The sequence below is a fragment of the Acinetobacter sp. LoGeW2-3 genome, from assembly GCF_002688565.1.
Classification (GTDB): Bacteria; Pseudomonadota; Gammaproteobacteria; order Pseudomonadales; family Moraxellaceae; genus Acinetobacter.
On sequence record NZ_CP024011.1, the window covers coordinates 2,420,355 to 2,440,073 of the forward strand.

General features: G+C 42.4%; 19 protein-coding genes. 6 read left to right on the forward strand and 13 right to left on the reverse strand.

All coding sequences use genetic code 11. The features are described 5' to 3' along the window. The first annotated feature begins 227 nt into the window (after positions 1 to 227). From BS636_RS11730 to BS636_RS11750, 5 genes are all read left to right on the forward strand, one after another. Positions 228 to 1,787 carry a circularly permuted type 2 ATP-grasp protein gene (locus BS636_RS11730; protein ID WP_099338929.1) on the forward strand — a complete coding sequence of 520 codons (1,560 nt, stop codon included), beginning with the start codon at positions 228 to 230 and terminating at the stop codon, positions 1,785 to 1,787. Positions 1,788 to 1,810: 23 nt separating this feature from the next. Then, a complete protein-coding gene (locus BS636_RS11735) occupies positions 1,811 to 2,413 on the forward strand; it encodes an alpha-E domain-containing protein (RefSeq protein ID WP_099338930.1) in 603 nt (200 codons plus the stop codon). Further along, positions 2,410 to 3,192: a transglutaminase family protein gene (locus tag BS636_RS11740; protein WP_099338931.1), complete on the forward strand. Its 783-nt coding sequence runs from the start codon at positions 2,410 to 2,412 to the stop codon at positions 3,190 to 3,192. Before BS636_RS11735 ends, BS636_RS11740 begins: the two co-directional genes overlap by 4 nt. Before the next feature lie 12 nt (positions 3,193 to 3,204). Beyond that, the gene (locus BS636_RS11745; RefSeq protein WP_099338932.1) at positions 3,205 to 3,939 is read left to right on the forward strand and encodes a proteasome-type protease; all 735 of its coding nucleotides are present in this window, start codon (positions 3,205 to 3,207) and stop codon (positions 3,937 to 3,939) included. A gap of 74 nt (positions 3,940 to 4,013) precedes the next feature. Beyond that, positions 4,014 to 4,433, forward strand: coding sequence for a BLUF domain-containing protein (locus tag BS636_RS11750; RefSeq protein ID WP_099338933.1), 420 nt, complete (start codon positions 4,014 to 4,016; stop codon positions 4,431 to 4,433). Positions 4,434 to 4,496: 63 nt separating this feature from the next. Here the strand turns inward: BS636_RS11750 and alr are convergent, their stop codons facing one another. The 12 genes from alr to ppsA form a co-directional block, all read right to left on the reverse strand. Further along, a complete protein-coding gene (gene alr, locus BS636_RS11755; protein WP_099338934.1) occupies positions 4,497 to 5,567 on the reverse strand; it encodes an alanine racemase in 1,071 nt (356 codons plus the stop codon). 230 nt (positions 5,568 to 5,797) lie between these two features. Beyond that, on the reverse strand, positions 5,798 to 7,240 hold the full coding sequence (gene dnaB, locus BS636_RS11760; RefSeq protein WP_099338935.1) for a replicative DNA helicase: 1,443 nt from the start codon (positions 7,238 to 7,240) through the stop codon (positions 5,798 to 5,800). Positions 7,241 to 7,460: 220 nt separating this feature from the next. Further along, positions 7,461 to 7,907: a 50S ribosomal protein L9 gene (rplI, locus tag BS636_RS11765; RefSeq protein ID WP_099338936.1), complete on the reverse strand. Its 447-nt coding sequence runs from the start codon at positions 7,905 to 7,907 to the stop codon at positions 7,461 to 7,463. A 9-nt stretch (positions 7,908 to 7,916) separates the two neighbouring features. Further along, positions 7,917 to 8,144 carry a 30S ribosomal protein S18 gene (gene rpsR / locus BS636_RS11770; protein ID WP_004278792.1) on the reverse strand — a complete coding sequence of 76 codons (228 nt, stop codon included), beginning with the start codon at positions 8,142 to 8,144 and terminating at the stop codon, positions 7,917 to 7,919. A 12-nt stretch (positions 8,145 to 8,156) separates the two neighbouring features. Continuing rightward, the gene (gene rpsF / locus BS636_RS11775) at positions 8,157 to 8,543 is read right to left on the reverse strand and encodes a 30S ribosomal protein S6 (protein WP_004696436.1); all 387 of its coding nucleotides are present in this window, start codon (positions 8,541 to 8,543) and stop codon (positions 8,157 to 8,159) included. A 466-nt stretch (positions 8,544 to 9,009) separates the two neighbouring features. Further along, positions 9,010 to 9,888 carry a heme o synthase gene (gene cyoE, locus BS636_RS11780; protein WP_099338937.1) on the reverse strand — a complete coding sequence of 293 codons (879 nt, stop codon included), beginning with the start codon at positions 9,886 to 9,888 and terminating at the stop codon, positions 9,010 to 9,012. Positions 9,889 to 9,898: 10 nt separating this feature from the next. Then, complete coding sequence (locus BS636_RS11785) at positions 9,899 to 10,225, reverse strand: cytochrome o ubiquinol oxidase subunit IV (RefSeq protein WP_099338938.1); 327 nt, start codon at positions 10,223 to 10,225, stop codon at positions 9,899 to 9,901. Then, positions 10,225 to 10,845, reverse strand: a complete 621-nt coding sequence (gene cyoC / locus BS636_RS11790) for a cytochrome o ubiquinol oxidase subunit III (RefSeq protein WP_099338939.1) — start codon at positions 10,843 to 10,845, stop codon at positions 10,225 to 10,227. The genes BS636_RS11785 and cyoC overlap by 1 nt, the downstream gene beginning before the upstream one ends. 3 nt (positions 10,846 to 10,848) lie before the next feature. Next, on the reverse strand, positions 10,849 to 12,837 hold the full coding sequence (gene cyoB / locus BS636_RS11795; protein WP_099338940.1) for a cytochrome o ubiquinol oxidase subunit I: 1,989 nt from the start codon (positions 12,835 to 12,837) through the stop codon (positions 10,849 to 10,851). A gap of 3 nt (positions 12,838 to 12,840) precedes the next feature. Further along, positions 12,841 to 13,929, reverse strand: coding sequence for a ubiquinol oxidase subunit II (gene cyoA, locus BS636_RS11800; RefSeq protein WP_099338941.1), 1,089 nt, complete (start codon positions 13,927 to 13,929; stop codon positions 12,841 to 12,843). A gap of 302 nt (positions 13,930 to 14,231) precedes the next feature. Continuing rightward, positions 14,232 to 15,026, reverse strand: a complete 795-nt coding sequence (locus BS636_RS11805; RefSeq protein ID WP_099338942.1) for an RDD family protein — start codon at positions 15,024 to 15,026, stop codon at positions 14,232 to 14,234. 383 nt (positions 15,027 to 15,409) lie between these two features. Continuing rightward, positions 15,410 to 17,782: a phosphoenolpyruvate synthase gene (gene ppsA, locus BS636_RS11810; protein WP_099338943.1), complete on the reverse strand. Its 2,373-nt coding sequence runs from the start codon at positions 17,780 to 17,782 to the stop codon at positions 15,410 to 15,412. 154 nt (positions 17,783 to 17,936) lie between these two features. Here ppsA and BS636_RS11815 point away from each other — a divergent pair, with 154 nt between their 5' ends. Next, positions 17,937 to 18,773, forward strand: coding sequence for a pyruvate, water dikinase regulatory protein (locus BS636_RS11815; RefSeq protein WP_099338944.1), 837 nt, complete (start codon positions 17,937 to 17,939; stop codon positions 18,771 to 18,773). Positions 18,774 to 19,032: 259 nt separating this feature from the next. On the opposite strand, the gene BS636_RS11820 is transcribed toward BS636_RS11815, so the two are convergent. Beyond that, entirely contained in the window at positions 19,033 to 19,587 is a 555-nt protein-coding gene (locus BS636_RS11820; protein WP_099338945.1) for a flavoprotein, read from the reverse strand. Between the last annotated feature and the right edge of the window lie 132 nt (positions 19,588 to 19,719).

The window sequence follows — 19,719 nt, forward strand, 5'->3', positions numbered from 1 at the left end:
AAATCAGGATCTGTAAATTGAGAAAAAATCATTAACACAATAAAAAAACTCTATTTTTTTCGCAAGTATTTTACGTAATCGAGAATAGCAGAATAAATACATATTGGTGCAAAAATGCCATTGAGTCACTGGTGAATAAAGGGATTAATGGTAAGTACAAAAATACCGCATGGCATGGATATTGCTTTGTTTAATATACAATTTGATTACAATACGACGAGGTTTGTATGCTAAAAGAAACCCAGGATACAAATGTCACAACGACTATAGAAAATTTTTCAACAACGGCGATTAGTACCAATATTTCAGAAGCGAAGGATGCGGTAGCAATTCAAACAGCTAAACCACTACAAGTGCTACAGCAGATGTCATCTAAATTTTTTAATGAAATGCGTGATGACCAGAATATGAATGGTCAGGCTGGACAGAAAATCGAAGAGTGGTTGTCGAAACACACTTTAGATGAGCTTAACGCGTTAAATAAAGCAGCGAAAGAACATTTTCTTTATGAAGGAATTACCTTCACGGTTTACGGTGATGAAGAAGGCACCGAACGTACCATTCCTTTTGACATCATTCCACGTGTAATTGCACGCAAGCAATGGAATATGGTGGCACTTGGCTGTGAACAGCGTGTTAAAGCACTAAATCTGTTTTTGCATGATATCTATCATCAGCAGGATATTCTGAAAGCAGGGATTGTGCCTGAACTGCAAGTGCTCACCCATGAGGCTTATCAGCCACATATGTATCAGCATAGCCTAAAAGGCGGAATCTACAGCCAGATTAGCGGCGTAGATATCATTCGCGATTCGAAAGGTGAATTCTATGTACTGGAAGATAACCTGAGAACACCTTCAGGCGTGTCTTACATGCTGGAAAGTCGCAAGATTAGTGAAAAGCTGATGCCAGGTCTGTTTGAACAGACACCTATTGCCGGTGTAGAACAATACCCACATTTACTCAGAGAAATTCTGGCAGAAAACTCAGCTATCGATAATCCATTTATTGTGGTGCTAACTCCGGGTCGCTTCAATAGCGCTTACTATGAACATGCTTTCTTGGCAAGGGAAATGGATGTGCCTTTGGTGACATCACGTGATCTTTATGTAGAGAACGCGAAAGTTTATGTAAAAACGATTCGTGGTCGTCAGCAGGTGGATGTTATTTATAGACGTGTCGATGATGCCTATCTCGATCCGCTTTGCTTTAAACCTGATAGTACCCTTGGCGTACCAGGCTTAATGTCTGCCTATTTGCAGAATAATGTTGTCATTGCCAATGCGCCAGGAACCGGTGTGGCAGATGACAAATCCATCTATCCTTATGTAGATAAGATGATCAATTTCTATCTTGGTGAACAACCCATTCTGAAGAATGTTCCAACCTACCAATGCCGTGAAGCTGAAGATCTCAGTTATGTATTGGCGCATCTTGACCAGCTGGTTGTAAAAGAAGCCCAAGGTTCAGGTGGCTACGGCATGCTGATCGGTCCACAGGCGTCTAGACAGCAGATTGAAACCTTTAGAGAGAAAATCATGGCTGCGCCACATTTATATATTGCCCAACCAACGCTGGATCTTTCCGTTAGTCCAACCATGACCAATTATGGCATTGCAGAACGCCATATTGATTTGCGTCCATTTGTACTCAGCTCGCCTTACCGTACTGAAATCGTACCAGGTGGCTTAACACGTGTGGCAATGCAAGCAGGTTCGCTGGTGGTAAATTCCTCTCAGGGCGGTGGCATCAAGGACACCTGGATTGTCGATAACCTCCATTCATAAAAATAGCAAAGAAGGAATTCAAAATGCTTTTACTTAATTCCAATGCGCAGTATATTTTTTGGTTGGGTCGTTACTTATCAAGAACGCAGTTTTTATGTGCCCATTTTCCATTCTTAGAAGATGATGCAGCAGTTGCCTATGCGCATGCATTCTGCCTGCCAGCCTTTGATGCCAGTTCATTGAATGAAATGGTGCTGGATCAGGCTCAGCCATATTCATTCCATCAGCAGTTTAAAGTGGCTCGTGACAATATTCAGGAGTTACGCGGTGTGCTGTCTGCCAAAGCCTATGCAGAACTGAATCATCTGATTCGTACTGCCGACCAGAATGCGGGTTATATCTGTGATGTAGTCACAGATTGTCAGGATATTCTGGAAGGTGAATCTCCAGATGTGTTCCTGTTCTTTAGCTTAGGTCAATGTCTGGAAAAGCTCGATCAAGAGTTGCGCCTAGGTGAAGATACCGCCACTACAATTGCAAAAGTTGATTATGTGATTGACACTCTGGTGGAGATGGGCTGGTCTGATCTGGATGAATACTGGAATCAGCTACGTGAAAATACGGATCTGAATAATTTCTATCAGTTCAGTGATTATATTCATCACATGTTTGAGATTAATGTATGAAGTTGATGGTGAATCACCAAACACACTATAACTATACCGAGACGGTCACCAGCAGTATTCAGTACATTAAGATGATGCCTTCCACTAATGTACATCAGCAGGTGCATTCTTGGGATATCAGTGTGCCGGGCAGTCGTGAGTTAAGTCGGGATGCTTTTCACAATCTGTGGATTACCAGTACCCAGCGTACGCCTTACCAGCATTTAAGCATTATGGCGCAAGGCATTGTCGAGTTAAATCCGCTGAATCATGATCATGGGATGAATGACCAGATCAATCCAAACCTGTTTTTGCAACCAACTTCAACTACTCAGTGTAATGAGGAAATGAAGGACTTTGTAAAACAGTATGTGCCAGTTCCAACGCGTCTAAATCTGATCGCATTGGCTCAGGCTGTATTGGAGCATGTACCGTATATCACCAATAGTAGCTCTGTGCATGGATCAGCCATTGACGCTTTTGAGGCAAAACAGGGCGTTTGCCAGGATCATGCGCATATTTTCATTGCGATGTGTAAGTATCTTGGCTTACCGGCACGTTATGTTTCAGGTTATCTGTTTGCACAAAATACCTCTCACTTGGCCAGTCATGCCTGGGCAGAGGTATTTATTGACCAGGCTTGGTATTGCTTTGATGTAAGTAATCAGTTATTTGTACCTAGTGCACATATTTATGTTGCTATTGGGCGTGACTATTGGGACGTTGCGCCGGTACGTGGGGTAAGAGAAAAGGGCGGAGTGGAATCAATGTACTCCATCGTCCAGGTTCTAAGTTGTTAGTAAGGACAAAAAATGACTTATTGTTGTGCGCTCCGTTTGGAGCAGGGGATGGTGTTCATTAGCGACACACGGACAAATGCGGGTGTCGATCACATCTCGGTGTTTCGCAAGTTGTATACCTTTGGTATTCCGGGTGAGCGCGTCATTGTTATTCAGGCATCAGGAAATCTGGCCACGACACAGGCAGTAATCGGGCATATTAAAAATCAACTGGAGTTGAATCAGGAACCAAATATTCTGACTTTACATACCATGTTTGAAGTGGCTGAACTGGTCGGCCATACCTTGAAGCATGTCATTGAAAGTGTCACTTCAGATACCATGGAACAGAGTAATTATTATTGCAGTTTGTTGGTCGGTGGGCAGATTGCCGGACAGGATATGCAGCTTTATCACATCTATCCGCAAGGTAACTTTATTTGTGCAACCAGCGATACGCCGTATTTCCAGATTGGGGAAAGTAAATATGGCAAGCCGATTCTGGATCGTGCACTCAGCTATGACATGCCGCTAGATGAAGCACTGCGATGCTCGCTGATTTCTTTTGCGTCTACCTTACGTTCTAATGTTTCTGTGGGAATGCCTTTAGATGTACTGGTCTACAATAAGGACTCATTTGAAATTCCGGCAGGTAAGCGTATTCAGGAGGATGATGAATACTTTACCAAAATTAGCAAACAATGGTCGGATACATTGAAGAAAGGTTTGCAAGAATTACCTAAGCCAACTTTAGATTATTTTCAATAAAACTATCTATCTGATTGATATCCCGTTACAGTGGTCGTGCTACATTTAAGAAAACTTAAATAACAGAGGTTAGCATGCATCATTTTTGTTATGCCAGCCAGAGTACCTCTGCTAAGTCGAATTTGCTCGATGACTTAACGGATATTCTGGCCGAGGCTCGAGATTTTAATCATCATCATGGTATTACCGGGGTGTTGTATTTTGCAGATGGCTATTTCTTTCAATGCCTTGAAGGAAAATTAGAACATCTGAATGTATTGTTTGAAAAGCTGAGCAAAGATCCACGGCATGAGAATATCAAACGTTTTGAAATGCGTCCGCTGGAGCAGATTAATTTTGCCGGCTGGTCGATGAAGTATATTTCACGACGTGATGAAATCCGGGATTTCTGCACCAGCATGGGCTTTGAGGAATTTACGCCACATAGTTTTGAACAAGTTCATGTAGATGCACTTTTAGAACAGTTGCGCTCACAGGATGAAGAAGCAGCTTAAAGTAAAAAATCCCATAAAAAAGCCCGTTTAAAAACGGGCTTTTTTATTCTCGGAATTAATTATTTAAACCAGTTTACGCACTGGACGTGCAGACATACGACATAGCAATTCATAACCGATGGTGCCATTGGCTTCAGCAACATCATCAACCAGACGGGTTTTACCCCATAGTTCGACTTCAGTGCCCAGCTGCAGATTTAGATCTGTTGCATCAATGGCGATCATATCCATCGCCACACGGCCAATCACACGTGTTTGCTGGCCATTAATTGCCACATAGTTCTGTTTCGGGAAGGCACGTGGATAACCATCACCATAGCCAATTGAAACAATAGCTAAAGTCATGTCTTGATCCGCTGTGAAAGTCGAACCATAACCGACATGCTCACCGGCTTTAATATCATTTAATGCAATCACTTCAGCAGTAAAAGTCATCACAGGTTTGATATCTAGGTCATGCACGGTTTTGTTAGCAAATGGGGTTGCACCGTAAAGCATGATGCCCGGACGAACAAAGTCAAAATGCAATTCTGGATATTTATAGATTGCCGCTGAGTTACAGCAAGAACCCATTAAAGGTGCACAGTCATTTTTCACTTCAAGGAACTGCTGGATTTGCTGTTCATTGAGCGGATGGTCAGCATCGGCATTGGCAAAGTGCATCGCAAGGACACAAGTAAAACCTTCAGCTTTGAGTTGATTGATCACATCTTTAATTACATCAATTTTAAAGCCCAGACGGTTCATGCCGCTGTTCAGTTTTACCCAGACTTTTAGGCCCTTTGCAATATAGGCATCTTTATTCGCAAGTAACCAGTCGAGTTGTGCCTGATGATGCACGATCACTTCAACATTCTGGTCAATCACCACCTGCATTTCATCAGCACAGAATACGCCTTCAATCAAGGTGATTGGTTGCTGATAACCAAGCTCACGAATTTCTAGGGCTTCCTGAAGGCAGGCGACACCAAAGGCATCGCTATCTTTTAAGGCTGCTAAGCAGTCTTTAACTCCATGTCCGTAAGCATTGGCTTTGACCATGCTGACGATTTTAGCGGTTGGGGCAAGTTGTTTGACACGGTTTAAATTATATTGCAGTGCTGCACTGTCAATATAAACTGTTGCTTGGCGCACCCTAGATACTCCTGCGGGATGACAAAAATAATATCGTGTGGAATACACAAAAGAGGGAGAGAAATAACTTAATCGTTAAAACAAAATCGGTCATTTCAAAATTGCCAATATTGTATTCCTATCTACCGTAAATGGACATGCTGATTTGTACAATTTCGCTTAAACCTTTGCTCAGCAATAAAAAAGAGACCATTTCGGCCTCTTTTTAGAATCAGATCAAAGCGAGATGCTTATTCTTCATCATCATACTGCGCATAGAATTCAGGAGAAAGGTTACTAAAGCGCGTATATTGACCTTCGAAGGCAAGACGTACCGTACCAATAGGGCCGTTACGCTGTTTACCAATAATAATTTCAGCCGTACCAGCTTCTTTGGATTCTTTGTTATAGACCTCATCACGATAAATAAACATGATCAAATCGGCATCCTGCTCGATCGCGCCTGATTCACGCAAGTCCGACATTACTGGACGTTTGTTTGGACGGTTTTCCAGAGAGCGGTTCAACTGTGACAAGGCAATCACAGGGCATTGCATTTCTTTGGCCAATGCTTTTAAGCTTCGGGAAATTTCCGAGATCTCGCCAACACGGTTATCGCCCATACCAGGTACTTTCATTAACTGAAGGTAATCGACCATGATACAGCCGAGCTTGCCGCCATGCATTTTGGCAATACGACGCGCACGAGAACGTAATTCTGTCGGTGGCAGAGCAGAGGAGTCATCAATATACAGATTCTTTTCCTGTAAATGCACAATGGTACTGGTGACTTTCGACCATTCATCACTGTCCATTTTACCGGCACGTAAATGTCCTTGATGCACACGACCAAATGATGAAATCAAACGCATCGCAATCGAGTCTGCTGGCATCTCCATAGAGAATACAAGGGCAGGCAAGTTATTATTAAACAGTACACTTTCCACCAGATTCATGGCAAAGGTGGTTTTACCCATGGATGGACGTGCGGCAACAATAATCAAGTCACCGGATTGCATCCCAGATGTTTTGTTATCGAGTTCGACAAAGCCTGTAGTTAAACCGGTAATAGAACCTTCCATTTGCGAAAGTTCATTCAATTTATCAAAGACATCTGCCACAACGGTATTAATGGCTTTAGGGCCTTGTGCTTTGGCATTATTGTTATGTTGCTCAGCAATCGAGAAAATTGTAGTTTCGGCTAAATCCAGAATTTCGCTGACTGTCCGACCTTTGGTGTCATAGGCATTTTGCAGGATCTCGGAACTGACCTTGATCATGCTGCGCAGCGTCGAGAATTCCTTAATCTTGTTTGCATAGGTTTCTAAGTTATAGAAACTTGATGGTGAATCGGCCATCAATTGCATTAAGTATTCTTCACCGCCAACGGCATCAAGTAAATTTTGTTTTATGAGCCAATCGTGGACGAGTACCGCATCATAAGGTGAGCTTTCTTTCGAGAGTTGATCAATGGCACGGAAAATATATTTATGGCGGGTAGCATAAAAATCATTTTCAGTCAGCACATCACCGACTTGTTCAAAAGATTCGGCAACAGTCATCAAGGCAGCAAGTACAGCTTGTTCAATCGCTAAATTGTGAGGTGGTGTGCGAAATTCTTTTAGCTGACCAGACTCAATGGGTGTTTCTGTTTTAGCGGTAGTTTGCTTTTTACTAGCAGTCGCCTGTGACATATAAAGCCCTGATTTCTAATATAGTAAAGGGTATAACAATGAATAGAATTGATTCTACGACAGTTAAAATTACAATCAAGAAACAATAGCCACTCTAACAAAAAAATATGGGCTGTGTAATGAATAATTTATGGGTAAATTCCATCGTGAAAACAGCTTGATTTTTTTTAAGGATAAAAAAAGAGCATGCTAAAAGCATGCTCTTTTTCTTGGTGAGAAATTACTCAGCTACGATAGTAACCAGAACTTCTGCAGCAACATCATGGTGCAATTGGATTGCGATGTTGAATTCACCAGTGTTGCGAAGTGCGCCATTTGGAAGACGAACTTCAGCACGGTCTACTTCTAAACCAGCATTTGTCAACGCGTCAGCGATGTCACGAGTACCGATAGAACCGAATAGTTTACCTTCGTCACCAGCTTTCGCAGTGATAACGATGTTAACTTCGTTCAATTGGTCAGCACGTGCTTGAGCAGCAGCTAAAATATCAGCTTCAGCTTTCTCAAGTTCAGCACGACGAGCTTCAAAAGCAGCAGTGTTAGCTTCAGTAGCTGCAACTGCTTTACCTTGTGGGATCAAGAAGTTACGGCCGTAACCAGCTTTAACTGAAACTTTATCACCAAGTTTACCAAGGTTTTTAATGCGTTGTAATAAGATAATATCCACAGCTCAACCTCACTTATGATTGTCAGTGTAAGGGATCAAAGACAAGTAGCGAGCTTGTTTGATAGCAAGCGCTAATTGACGTTGGTAACGAGCTTTAGTACCTGTAATACGGCTAGGAACAATCTTGCCGTTTTCAGTGATGTACTGTTTTAAAGTGTCGATATCTTTGTAGTCGATGTACGTAACGTTCTCAGCTGTAAAGCGGCAGAACTTGCGACGACGGTAAAAACGTGCCATGTTAGGTTCTCCTTATGCTTCAGCAGAGTCTTGAGCTTGTTGTGCTTCTTCACGTTGAGCTTTACGCGCACGTTTTTCTTCAGCACTCTTAGCCAATAGTGACTCTTCAGTGATAGCGTTTTCACGACGGATGATAAGGCTACGAATGATTGCGTCGTTATAACGGAATAATTCTTCAAGCTCATCAAGAGTAGTTTGACCACACTCAACATTCATAAGAATGTAGTGAGCTTTGTGGATCTTGTTGATTGGGTAAGCCAATTGACGACGGCCCCAGTCTTCAAGACGGTGGATTTGACCTTCAGCTTCTTTGATGTGAGTTAGGTAACGTTCTACCATACCCACAACTTGATCGCTTTGGTCTGGATGTACCAATAGTACGATTTCGTAGTGACGCATTGTCAGCTCCTTACGGTTTAAACAGCCCCAATTATTAAGTTAATTGAAGCAAGGAGTCACAACCAAGGTTGTGTCGCAATATTTGCGAAGCGTGAAGTTTAGTGGGTTTTAGGAAGAATTACAACCAGATTGGCAGGAATTGCACAATTAAACAGCGGTTTTGTGCAAGTTGGAATTAGTAACACTTAATCAGATTGAAAAAGCCATATTAGATTGGATTTGTTAGAGACTGTACCTAATTACAGTGAGTTTTATAAAAGAGCCTTTACCTGGGTCATACTGCATATCCTCTTATTCACCGCAGATCTTATTTATTGAGTTATATGTGCTCTGGAAAAATCAAAGAAGATTTAAAAAAACTGGCTTGGAGAGAACTAAGAGAAGGCGAGAGTAAATGTATTTATTAAAAGAGAGCTAAGGAAATAAAAGGCTCGAATAAAAAAAGATAGAGTAAAACTCTATCTTCTTAGAAAATGATATAGGGCATTTTCGGAGCAGTGGAGGTAAAGCAGAACAGAATACTAATAACAGTAATCAGTTTCACAGAATACATAAAATACTGCTTCGCCCAGGCCTGATCATCTTCAGCCTTAAAGCCCTGAATACTTAAATAGATCCAGTACAGGGTTAAGAGATTCAACACCACCATATAGAGCCAGTTGGCATAGCCAAATACAAACAGACCATTCATGACAACACCAAACAGAATCACATAAATCAGTGACTCCACTTTAGTACGGTGAATTGAACGTGCTACAGGTAAAATTGGAATACCTGCATTTTTGTAATCTTCAAAACGATAGACTGCAATTCCCCACGAATGAGGCATTTGCCAGAAGGCATACCCAACGAAGATCAGTAGGGCACCTAAGTCAAACTGACTTGCAACTGCGGTATAACCGATCACAGGCGGAGCTGCGCCAGAAATACTGCCTACCAGTGTCTGGTGAATAGTTGTTCGTTTTGTCCATAAGCTGTAGAAACCAACGTATACGACAAAACCAATAACTGCGAATAGGAAAGCGTATGCATTTACCCAAAACCATAGAACATTAAAACCGATCAGGCCTAATACTAAAGCAAAGGCAAGCGCGACAGGTTCAGAAATGGTTTTTTTAACAAGAGCACGGTTTTTTGTGCGTTGCATTTTCTGGTCGATGTCCTGGTCAATGACATTGTTGACCACACATCCTGATGCCACAACGAAGGTGGTACCAAAAAGGGTAAGGAGCAGGAGAAGGAAATCTACAGAACCTTGAGCGGCTACAAAGTAGCCGCCCAAAGTGGTAACAAAGTTACCAAAGAGAATTCCTGGCTTAGTCAGGAATAAATACTTTTTCAGCATGACAACCAGTTTAGATCATCATGTTGTAGTGAAGGTAGTTCATGATCCATACAGAACCCACTAAAAGAATAGCGATGGTTAAGATGGTATACACAAATGCAATTACGTTCCAGCGTTGCTCTGAAGAAGAGTTCATGTGCAGGAAGTAAACCAGCTGTACAAGAATCTGAGCAACCGCAGTAATCGCGATCGCAGTGATCAATGTACCACGGCCAAAACCGCCTGCCATAACCATACCGAATGGAATTACAGTAAGGACAACAGACAGGATGAAGCCGACAGTGTATTGCTTCACGTTACCGTGTGATTCGCCAGTAGCGTTATGATCATGACTCATTACAGAACTCCCATCAAGTAAACTACGCTGAATACACAGATCCATACGATGTCAAGGAAGTGCCAGAACAAGCTTAGGCACGCAAGACGACGAGTGTTTGGAAGAGTCAAACCATATTTCTTGATTTGAATCATTAACACGATCATCCATACCAAACCTGAAGTCACGTGGATACCGTGCGTACCCACTAGCGTAAAGAACGCAGACAGGAACGCAGAAGTGCTAGGGCCGTGACCAGCGTGAACTAGATGATTGAATTCATAAAGTTCCATACCGATAAAGGCAGCACCGAATACCCAAGTAATCGCTAACCAAGTAAGCACCTGACCAACGTTTTTCTTGTATGCAGCAAGAACGGCAAAACCAAACGTAACAGAAGAGATCAAGAGGGCAAACGTTTCAGTTAAAACGAAGCCTAATGAATCACCAAACAGCTCTTGCGCGCTTGGTGTACCTACTGGAACGTGGCTGCTTAAAACAGCGAATGCAATGAAGAGTGTACCGAAAAGGATAAGGTCACTCATCAAGTAAGACCAGAAACCAAAGACAGTGATGTCAGTATCATCGTGATGATGATGCTCATCGTGTCCGTGGTTGTCGTGATGAAGTACTTCAGCCATGTCTTAGTCCTTCTTCAAGTGTTTTTCAAGGATCGCATAGCGTTCATTTTCGATGCGTTCAACTTCAGCAGCTGGAACATAGTAGTCCACTTTCTTCGTAAACGAAGAGTTGATGAAGCTGATGATAGCGCCAACGAAAGCAACAACTACTAACCACCAGATGTGCCAGATTAACGCGAAGCCCATAACTGTGATGAACATAGCGATAACGAAGCCAGCAGCACGGTTAGTCGGCATATGGATGTCTTCGTACTTGGTTGGTTTTGCGTACGCAACGCCATTCTCTTTGTCAGTCCAGAAAGTATCAATACCATTGATCTTTGGAATGTAAGCAAAGTTATAGAATGGAGCTGGAGATGAAGTCGCCCACTCAAGTGTACGGCCATCCCAGATGTCGCCAGTATGGTCAGTGCCTTTTTCACGTTGAAGGAAACCAACAACGATCTGCATAACGAAACTTGCGATACCAAGTGCAATAAGAATCGCACCGAACATAGCGATATTTACATATGGGTCCCATTCAGGGTTATCAAATGTATTCAGACGACGAGTCATACCCATGAAACCAAGGATATAAAGTGGCATGAATGCAAAGTAGAAACCGAAGAACCAGAACCAGAACGCTGCTTTACCCCAAGTTTCATTTAGCTTCCAACCAAACATTTTTGGCCAGTAGAAAATGATACCTGCGAACATCGCGAATACTACACCACCGATAATTACGTTATGGAAGTGAGCGATCAGGAATAAAGAGTTGTGTACCAGGAAGTCCGCTGGTGGAACTGCCATCAATACACCTGTTAAACCACCGATACCGAAAGTCACAAGGAAGCCAAGTGTCCACAGCATTGGGGTAGTGTAAGTGATGCGGCCCTTGTACATGGTGAATAACCAAGAGAAGATTTTTACACCAGTCGGGATCGCAATAATCATGGTCATGATACCGAAGAACGCGTTAACGTTGGCACCAGCACCCATTGTAAAGAAGTGGTGAACCCAAACAACCAGTGAAAGAACACCAATTGCTACAGTTGCGTACACCATAGATTTGTAGCCGAACAATGCCTTGCGTGAGAACACAGCAGTAACTTCTGAGTAAATACCAAAAGCTGGTAATACCAAGATGTACACTTCTGGGTGACCCCAAGTCCAGATCAAGTTCACGTACAACATTGGGCTACCACCCATGTCATTTGTGAAGAAATGGAAACCGAAGTAACGGTCAAGAGACAGCATTGCAAGCGTTGCAGTTAACACTGGGAATGTCGCAACGATTAACACTACAGTAACTAAAGAAGTCCAAGTGAAAATTGGCATATCCATCATTTTCATGCCAGGCGCACGCATTTTGATGATGGTAACGAAGAAGTTAACACCAGTAAGAAGCGTACCTAGACCTGAAACCTGAAGTGCCCAGATATAGTAGTCAACACCAACGCCTGGAGAATATTCAATGCCTGATAGTGGAGGGTATGCCATCCAACCAGTCGCGGCGAATTCACCAAGAGCCAGAGATACCATCATCAGACCCGCAGCACCAGCGAATAGCCAGAAGCTTAGAGAGTTCAATAATGGGAATGCAACGTCACGTGCACCGATTTGAAGCGGTACAGAGATGTTCATCAAGCCAACAACAAGACCCATAGCTACGAAGAAGATCATGATCACGCCGTGCGCGGTGAAGATCTGGTCATAGTGTTCTGGGTGCAAGTAACCTTCACCACCACCTTTTGCAAGGAACTGCTGAAGACGCATCATGATCGCATCGGCGAAACCACGCACAAGCATGACAATCGACACGAGGATATACATGATACCGATTTTTTTATGGTCTACAGATGTGAACCATTCGTTCCACAGGTAGCCCCATTTTTTGAAATAAGTGATACCCGCAACAGCAGCGATACCACCTAAGATCATCATTGCAACAGTAACCAATACGATTGGATCGTAAGGAATTGCATCTGGACCTAACTTACCTAATAAGTTCATGTCTTATTCCCCTTGAGAAGCAGTCGCATGTGCATCCGCTACATGTGCTTCAGAAGCAGCAGCTTCTTCGTGCGCAACACCGTGCTCTGCAGCAGGAGCTGAATGGTCAGCACCGTGGTAGTTGCTCATGTAGTGATTGATCACAGATTCAAACAAACCTTGCTCTACAGAAGAGTAATAAGTCACTGGATGTGGCTTAGATGGGTAAGGCTTCAATGCTTCTGCAGCAGCCTTCTCTTCAGGAGTTTTTGCTTTTGCGATTAGCGCTTCAATCTGATGTTTACCACGGTTGCCATCACGCAAAGACGCGAATTCAGCCTGGTCTAATACAGATTTTTGAACAGCTTCTGGATTTACTGAAGTACCGTTACCTGCTTGAACAGCAGAAACCCATTCAGCAAACTGAGCATCAGTCACAGAGTGAGCGCGGAAGCGCATTTGTGAGAAGCCGTAACCAGAATAGTTAGAAGAGAAACCGCGGTAGCCTTCAGCTGGGCTAGTTTCGTCTGCCAACAAGTTCAGGTGAGTTTGCATACCCGCCATTGCATAGATCTGACCACTTAACGCTGGGATGAAGAATGAGTTCATCGTGAAGTTAGAAGTGATACGAAGGCTTACCGGAGTTTTCTCTGGGAAACGGATTTCGTTAACAGTCGCAATGCCTTGCTCAGGGTAAACAAAGATCCATTTGAACTGTTCAGCAATAACTTGAACGGTCAATGGTGCCTTGTCAGACTCAAGCGGACGGTATGGGTCGTACTTGTGGGAACCCCACCAAGTTAACCAGGCAAGAATAGCAATAATAATAACTGGGATACCCCAAACTACAATTTCAATTGCAGTAGAGTGTGCCCAAGTAGGTTTATAGTCTGCGTCTTTATTCGATGCGCGATATTTCCAACCGAACCATAATGCCATGATTGCTGATGGAATAACCACCAATAGCATTAAGTAAATCGCAGTCATCATCAGGCTACTTTGGCCTGCTGCAACTGGACCTTTAGAGTTCAGAAGTACTAAATCACCACCACACCCTGTTAAAAGTGCGGACATCGCAGATAAAGACAATACAGCTAAAATCGTTTGTCTCATTTTACAACCTCGGTGAAGAGTCCCATTCCCTAATTTAATATGGGATAGCGATTAAAGTGTCGCATGATTAAAAAGATTCATTTTTTAACGAAAAATCTTCCTAATCATGAGACACCGCTACGTTGTAGGGCATTATGCCTGATTACAGCGAACTAAGCTATATATAAAGAGGCTTTAAATGACTGTAATAAAAACCGATTTTACTGCTCGGGATTGGCGAATATTTATAGTAATTTTATTTTAATTTCAAAGTTATGAGCGAAAAAAAGGGATGAAGATCATCCCTTTAAATAGACATTATTTTATTGCTTGATAACCTTGGTTTTTGCCAGTTTATCGTGCAAAGTTTGGCGGTTTTTGCCCAATCCAAAGATCCAGTCCAACAGAGAGAACAGTGGAATGAAGTAAATTGTCGGCAAAATAAACACGATACTACGTAGAGTAAAGGCACGCATCAGTGAGGTTTGAGAACCAGTTTCAGCATCTACAATCTTAATTTTAGTCAGTTTTTTACCAATACTTTGACCAGATTTTGCAATCAGGTAACCCTGAATGACCAGCATGATGAGCAGGTATAAACCCGCCGCTGTCCATGCCTGAGTCGAGAACATATCTAGCATCTGAGACTGTAGTTCCAGCACACGGTTCTGATCTGGATTACCACCCATCGCCTGCGTCATGATCTGTTCATTTAGCTGGGTAAAGCGAATTTTTTCTTCCGCTGTAAAGAACGCAGTCAAAATAAAAGTCGCTGGAATCCAGAGCAGCAGATCAACGAATTTGGCAAAAATACGGGCGGGGATACCTGCCAGTTCGAAGGTATTTGCCTTTGCTGTAGTGCGCGCATAAGTATTGGTTGGAGCAGCAACAGGTTGCTCAAATGGTGCTGTCTCAGCAACTGGTGCAGGTGTAACATAGCCCTCAGGTTGATAAACGAATTTACCCTGCGTAAGCTCACCCAAAGCCTTCCATTCGGTCATGCCTTGATGCCAAGCCAAATCAGTTAATAATACTTGCTGGCTGGCAAGCATCTGATTTAGCTGTTCAAGGGTATATGGTCCAGCTTGTTGATTGTTTCGTGCCAGGTAAATCTGCATAAAGACTGAATCTCAAAATGTACGTTGAAAAAGGTTAACTTTGATTTTATTGAATTATAGCCATAACACAAACAAAATCTTAAGCTAAACATGCGGATATGTCGGACATTTTTAGGCGAAGTACAACCAGAACCATACAAAAGAATACAGATGAACTTTTTAAATTAGTGAGAATCCTGAATTCTTAAGCTCATATATCAAAATAAAGTATTCAAGATTCGTAATTAAAAAGATGTAATTTTAATGTAATTACCAATAAGTTTTTATTGATAAAAATCAAAGAAATTATCAGAAGAGACTTGGCTCAAAAATTTATATTTATAAATTGCTAAAACAAAAAAAGACCCTCATGTGAGGGTCTTTTTTATCTACTGAATATCAGCTTATTTCGCTTCTTGGTCAGCAAGGAAGAACCAGGTATCCAATACTGAGTCTGGGTTTAGAGACACAGATTCAATACCTTGTTGCATTAACCATTTAGCAAGGTCTGGGTGATCTGAAGGACCTTGACCACAGATACCTACATATTTACCTGCTTTACGGCAAGCTTGGATTGCCATAGAAAGAAGAACTTTCACAGCTGCATCACGTTCGTCGAACAGGTGAGAAACGATACCAGAGTCACGGTCAAGACCAAGTGTTAACTGAGTCAAGTCGTTAGAACCAATAGAGAAACCGTCGAAGTGTTCAAGGAACTGTTCAGCTAACAATGCGTTAGTTGGCAATTCACACATCATGATCACTTTAAGGCCATTTTCGCCACGTTTCAGACCATTTAACTCTAGCAGTTCAATTACACGTTTCGCTTCGTTTACAGTACGTACGAAAGGAATCATGATTTGAACGTTAGTCAAGCCCATTTCGTCACGAACTTTTTTCAGTGCACGGCATTCAAGTTCGAAGCAGTCACGGAAGTTGTCAGAAACGTAGCGGCTCGCACCACGGAAGCCCAGCATTGGGTTTTCTTCTTCTGGTTCGTACAACTTACCACCGATCAGGTTCGCATATTCATTTGACTTGAAGTCAGACATACGAACAATCACTGGTTTGTCAGCGAATGCAGCAGCAAGAGTAGAAATACCTTCAACCAGTTTTTCTACATAGAATTCGATTGGAGATGCATAACCTGCAGTACGCGCCATTACAGCAGCACGAGTTTCACGTGGCAGGCTGTCAATGTTCAATAATGCTTTAGGATGCACACCGATCATACGGTTAATGATGAACTCAAGACGAGCTAGACCAATACCTGCGTTAGGAATTTGCGCGAAAGAGAATGCGCGGTCTGGGTTACCTACGTTCATCATCACTTTGAACGGAAGGTCAGGCATAGATTCGATTGAGTTGGTTTGAACTTCGAAATCAAGCGCGCCTTCGTAGATGAAGCCAGTATCACCTTCAGCACAAGATACAGTCACGTCTTGACCGTCAACAAGTACTTCAGTTGCATTACCACAACCAACGATTGCTGGAACACCCAGTTCACGTGCAATGATCGCAGCGTGACAAGTACGACCACCACGGTTAGTAACAATCGCAGCAGCACGTTTCATTACTGGTTCCCAGTCCGGGTCAGTCATGTCAGATACAAGTACGTCACCGTCTTGTACTTTGTCCATTTCTTTAATAGAAGTAACGATACGAACTTTACCAGCACCAATACGTTGACCAATTGAACGGCCTTCACATACTACAGTACCTTTTTGTTTAAGCAGATAGCGTTCCATAGTGCCGACATTTTCACGGCTCTTCACAGTTTCAGGACGCGCCTGAACGATGTACAGTTTGCCGTCATCACCGTCTTTCGCCCACTCGATGTCCATTGGTGCACCGTAGTGTTTTTCGATGATTAATGCTTGTTTAGCAAGTTCATGCAATTCTGCATCAGTTAAAGCGAATTGTTGACGATCTGCTTTTTCAACGTCTACAACAACAACTGATTTACCCGCAGAAGCTTCTTCACCGTAAATCATTTTTTGGTGTTTAGAACCCAGGTTGCGACGAAGAATCGCGTGTTTACCTGCGTTTAAAAGCGGTTTAGAGATATAGAATTCGTCAGGGTTTACTGCGCCCTGTACTACCATCTCACCCAGACCGTAAGAAGCAGTGATAAATACTGCATCACGGAAGCCTGATTCTGTATCTAGTGTGAACATTACACCAGCAGCGCCAGTTTCTGAGCGAACCATACGTTGTACGCCAGCAGAAAGGGCAACGACGTCATGCGCAAAGTTTTGGTGTACACGGTAAGAGATCGCACGGTCGTTATATAGAGATGCGAATACTTCTTTGATCGCGATCAGAACGTTATCGATGCCGCGGATGTTCAAGAAAGTTTCTTGCTGACCAGCAAAAGATGCATCTGGTAAGTCTTCTGCAGTTGCAGATGAACGAACGGCAACCGCGATGTCAGGGTTGCCGTTAGAAAGTGCGTCAAATGCTGCACGAACTTCTTGTTCTAATGCTGCAGTAAGCGGAGTCTCTACAATCCATTGGCGGATTTTAGCGCCAGTTTCAGCAAGAGCATTTACGTCATCAACGTTTAGGCTAGCAAGCTCTGCATTGATTTTAGCGTTTAGGCCGCTTTGCTCGAGAAATTCACGATATGCACCAGCAGTAGTTGCAAAACCACCTGGTACAGATACGCCAGCGTTTGCTAGGTGGCTGATCATTTCGCCTAGAGATGAGTTTTTCCCACCAACAAGCTCAACATCGTGTTTCCCTAATTTTTCCAGACCAATTACGCGCGCTTCCAAAGTTGTTACTCCACTTTTGCAGTATTAATCATTATCTTGGCATGAGAATATAGCAAACCATCTAGGTGGATGATTTTACTAAGCGACAGTCATGTAAGATCGGTTTACTATAAAGATTATATAGTACGAAGACAAATGTTTGAGGAGAATTTTAATGTCGGAAGGTAAACAGATAAAGCGCAGTGTTTTCTTTGTTTCTGATGGTACTGCGATCACCGCAGAGACGCTGGGACACTCACTTTTGGCACAGTTCCCTCATGTCGATTTTGATATACATATCATTCCCTATATAAGCTCCGAAGAAGCTGCGACCAATGTCGTAGCAGAGATCAATGCACGTGCCCAGGCAGAAGGGCAGAAACCACTGGTTTTTGATACCCTGGTGGACCCATATGTGCGTGACATTATCAATACTGCAAATGCAGTAAATCTTGATGTATTTGAAGGACTTATAAGCAAACTTTCAGAAGAATTAGGCACTGAGCCGACGACGCTGGTAGGGCAAACTCACGCAGTAACGGACTCAGAATCCTATAAAGCACGTATTGATGCGGTGCATTTTGCTTTAGATAACGATGATGGTGCACGTACCCGTCATTATGACAAGGCCGATCTGATCCTGATTGGGGTATCGCGTTCAGGTAAAACACCGACTTCAATCTATCTTTCTCTGCAATTTGGAATTCGTGTTGCGAACTATCCATTAACCGAAGAAGATCTGGATGACAACCGCCTGCCAGCGGTGCTGCGCCCGCATAAACACAAGCTTTTCGGCCTGATGATTGATGCTGACCGCCTTGTGGCTATTCGTACTGAACGCAAAGCAAATAGTCGATATGCGAGCTTTAATCAGTGTCAAATGGAGTTGCGTGCGATTGAAGGAATTTACATTTCTGAAGGCATTAAATACTTAAATGTATCCGAGATGTCGATTGAAGAAATCTCCACACGTGTCCTGCAAATGACCGGTTTAAAACGTCGTATTGGCTAAAGCATTTTTGATGGAGTCAAAGCCAGTTTTGGCTCCATTTTTTATCAAAATTTATCCATCAAAATAATGAATCATAGAAAATAACGATAATATGATAGCTAAAATCAATCGCTATTATTTCGCTACGAAATACCTCATAGAAAAATTATAAACGTGTTAGGTTCTCAAAATTGTTTAAAAATTATTCAATAAATTTAAAGTCATTATTCCTTTTTAGCATTTTTTTTGAAATAAATATCAAAAAAAAATAAATAGAAATTTACTTAAAGGTTTGAATGATCACGTCAACTTGGTAATTTTCACCATGCACACAATGAATTGCTTGCTCAGAAATTTTTAAAATTGGCCAAGTAATGAGCTGGCAGTTCTCCCGTTGCAGGGCAATATAAAAACTATCCGATTTAAAGTAATTACGATTAGATGCTGCCAGGTTGGGCATCAGTTGACGTCTTAGCCAGGGATTTTTGACTTGTTGTTCCAAAAAGCGTAAAGAAAGTAGTCCTTTAATCCGGTTACTGATCAGACTTTTATTCTTGCTAATGAGTGGATGATTCACCACACGTTGTAAAGTTCGACTGGTACTGGGCATCACAAATTGCGGTTCGATCTGAAAGACTTTCACTGATGCTGCCTGCTGGCAAATCCGGTCAAGATGACTCACAGTAGACTGGTCAAGACCAATCACGGCTACATGTTGATCCTGAAAATCCATGTCTTTAAGGTCGGCAGAATCGACTTTAGTCCCACTAAACTGTTTAAAGTGCTCAGGGTGATTTTCAAAAATACCAGCACCTGCATCCTGCTTAACGCCCATGTTGATGTCCTGTAATTGCTTAATTTTTATTCTGTTAGGATAGATATAGACAATATCGGCAGGAGCGTAAAGCAGCTTTCATAGAATCCCGAGTCATTAATAATTCGACATTTTAAAATCTACTTCAGTTAT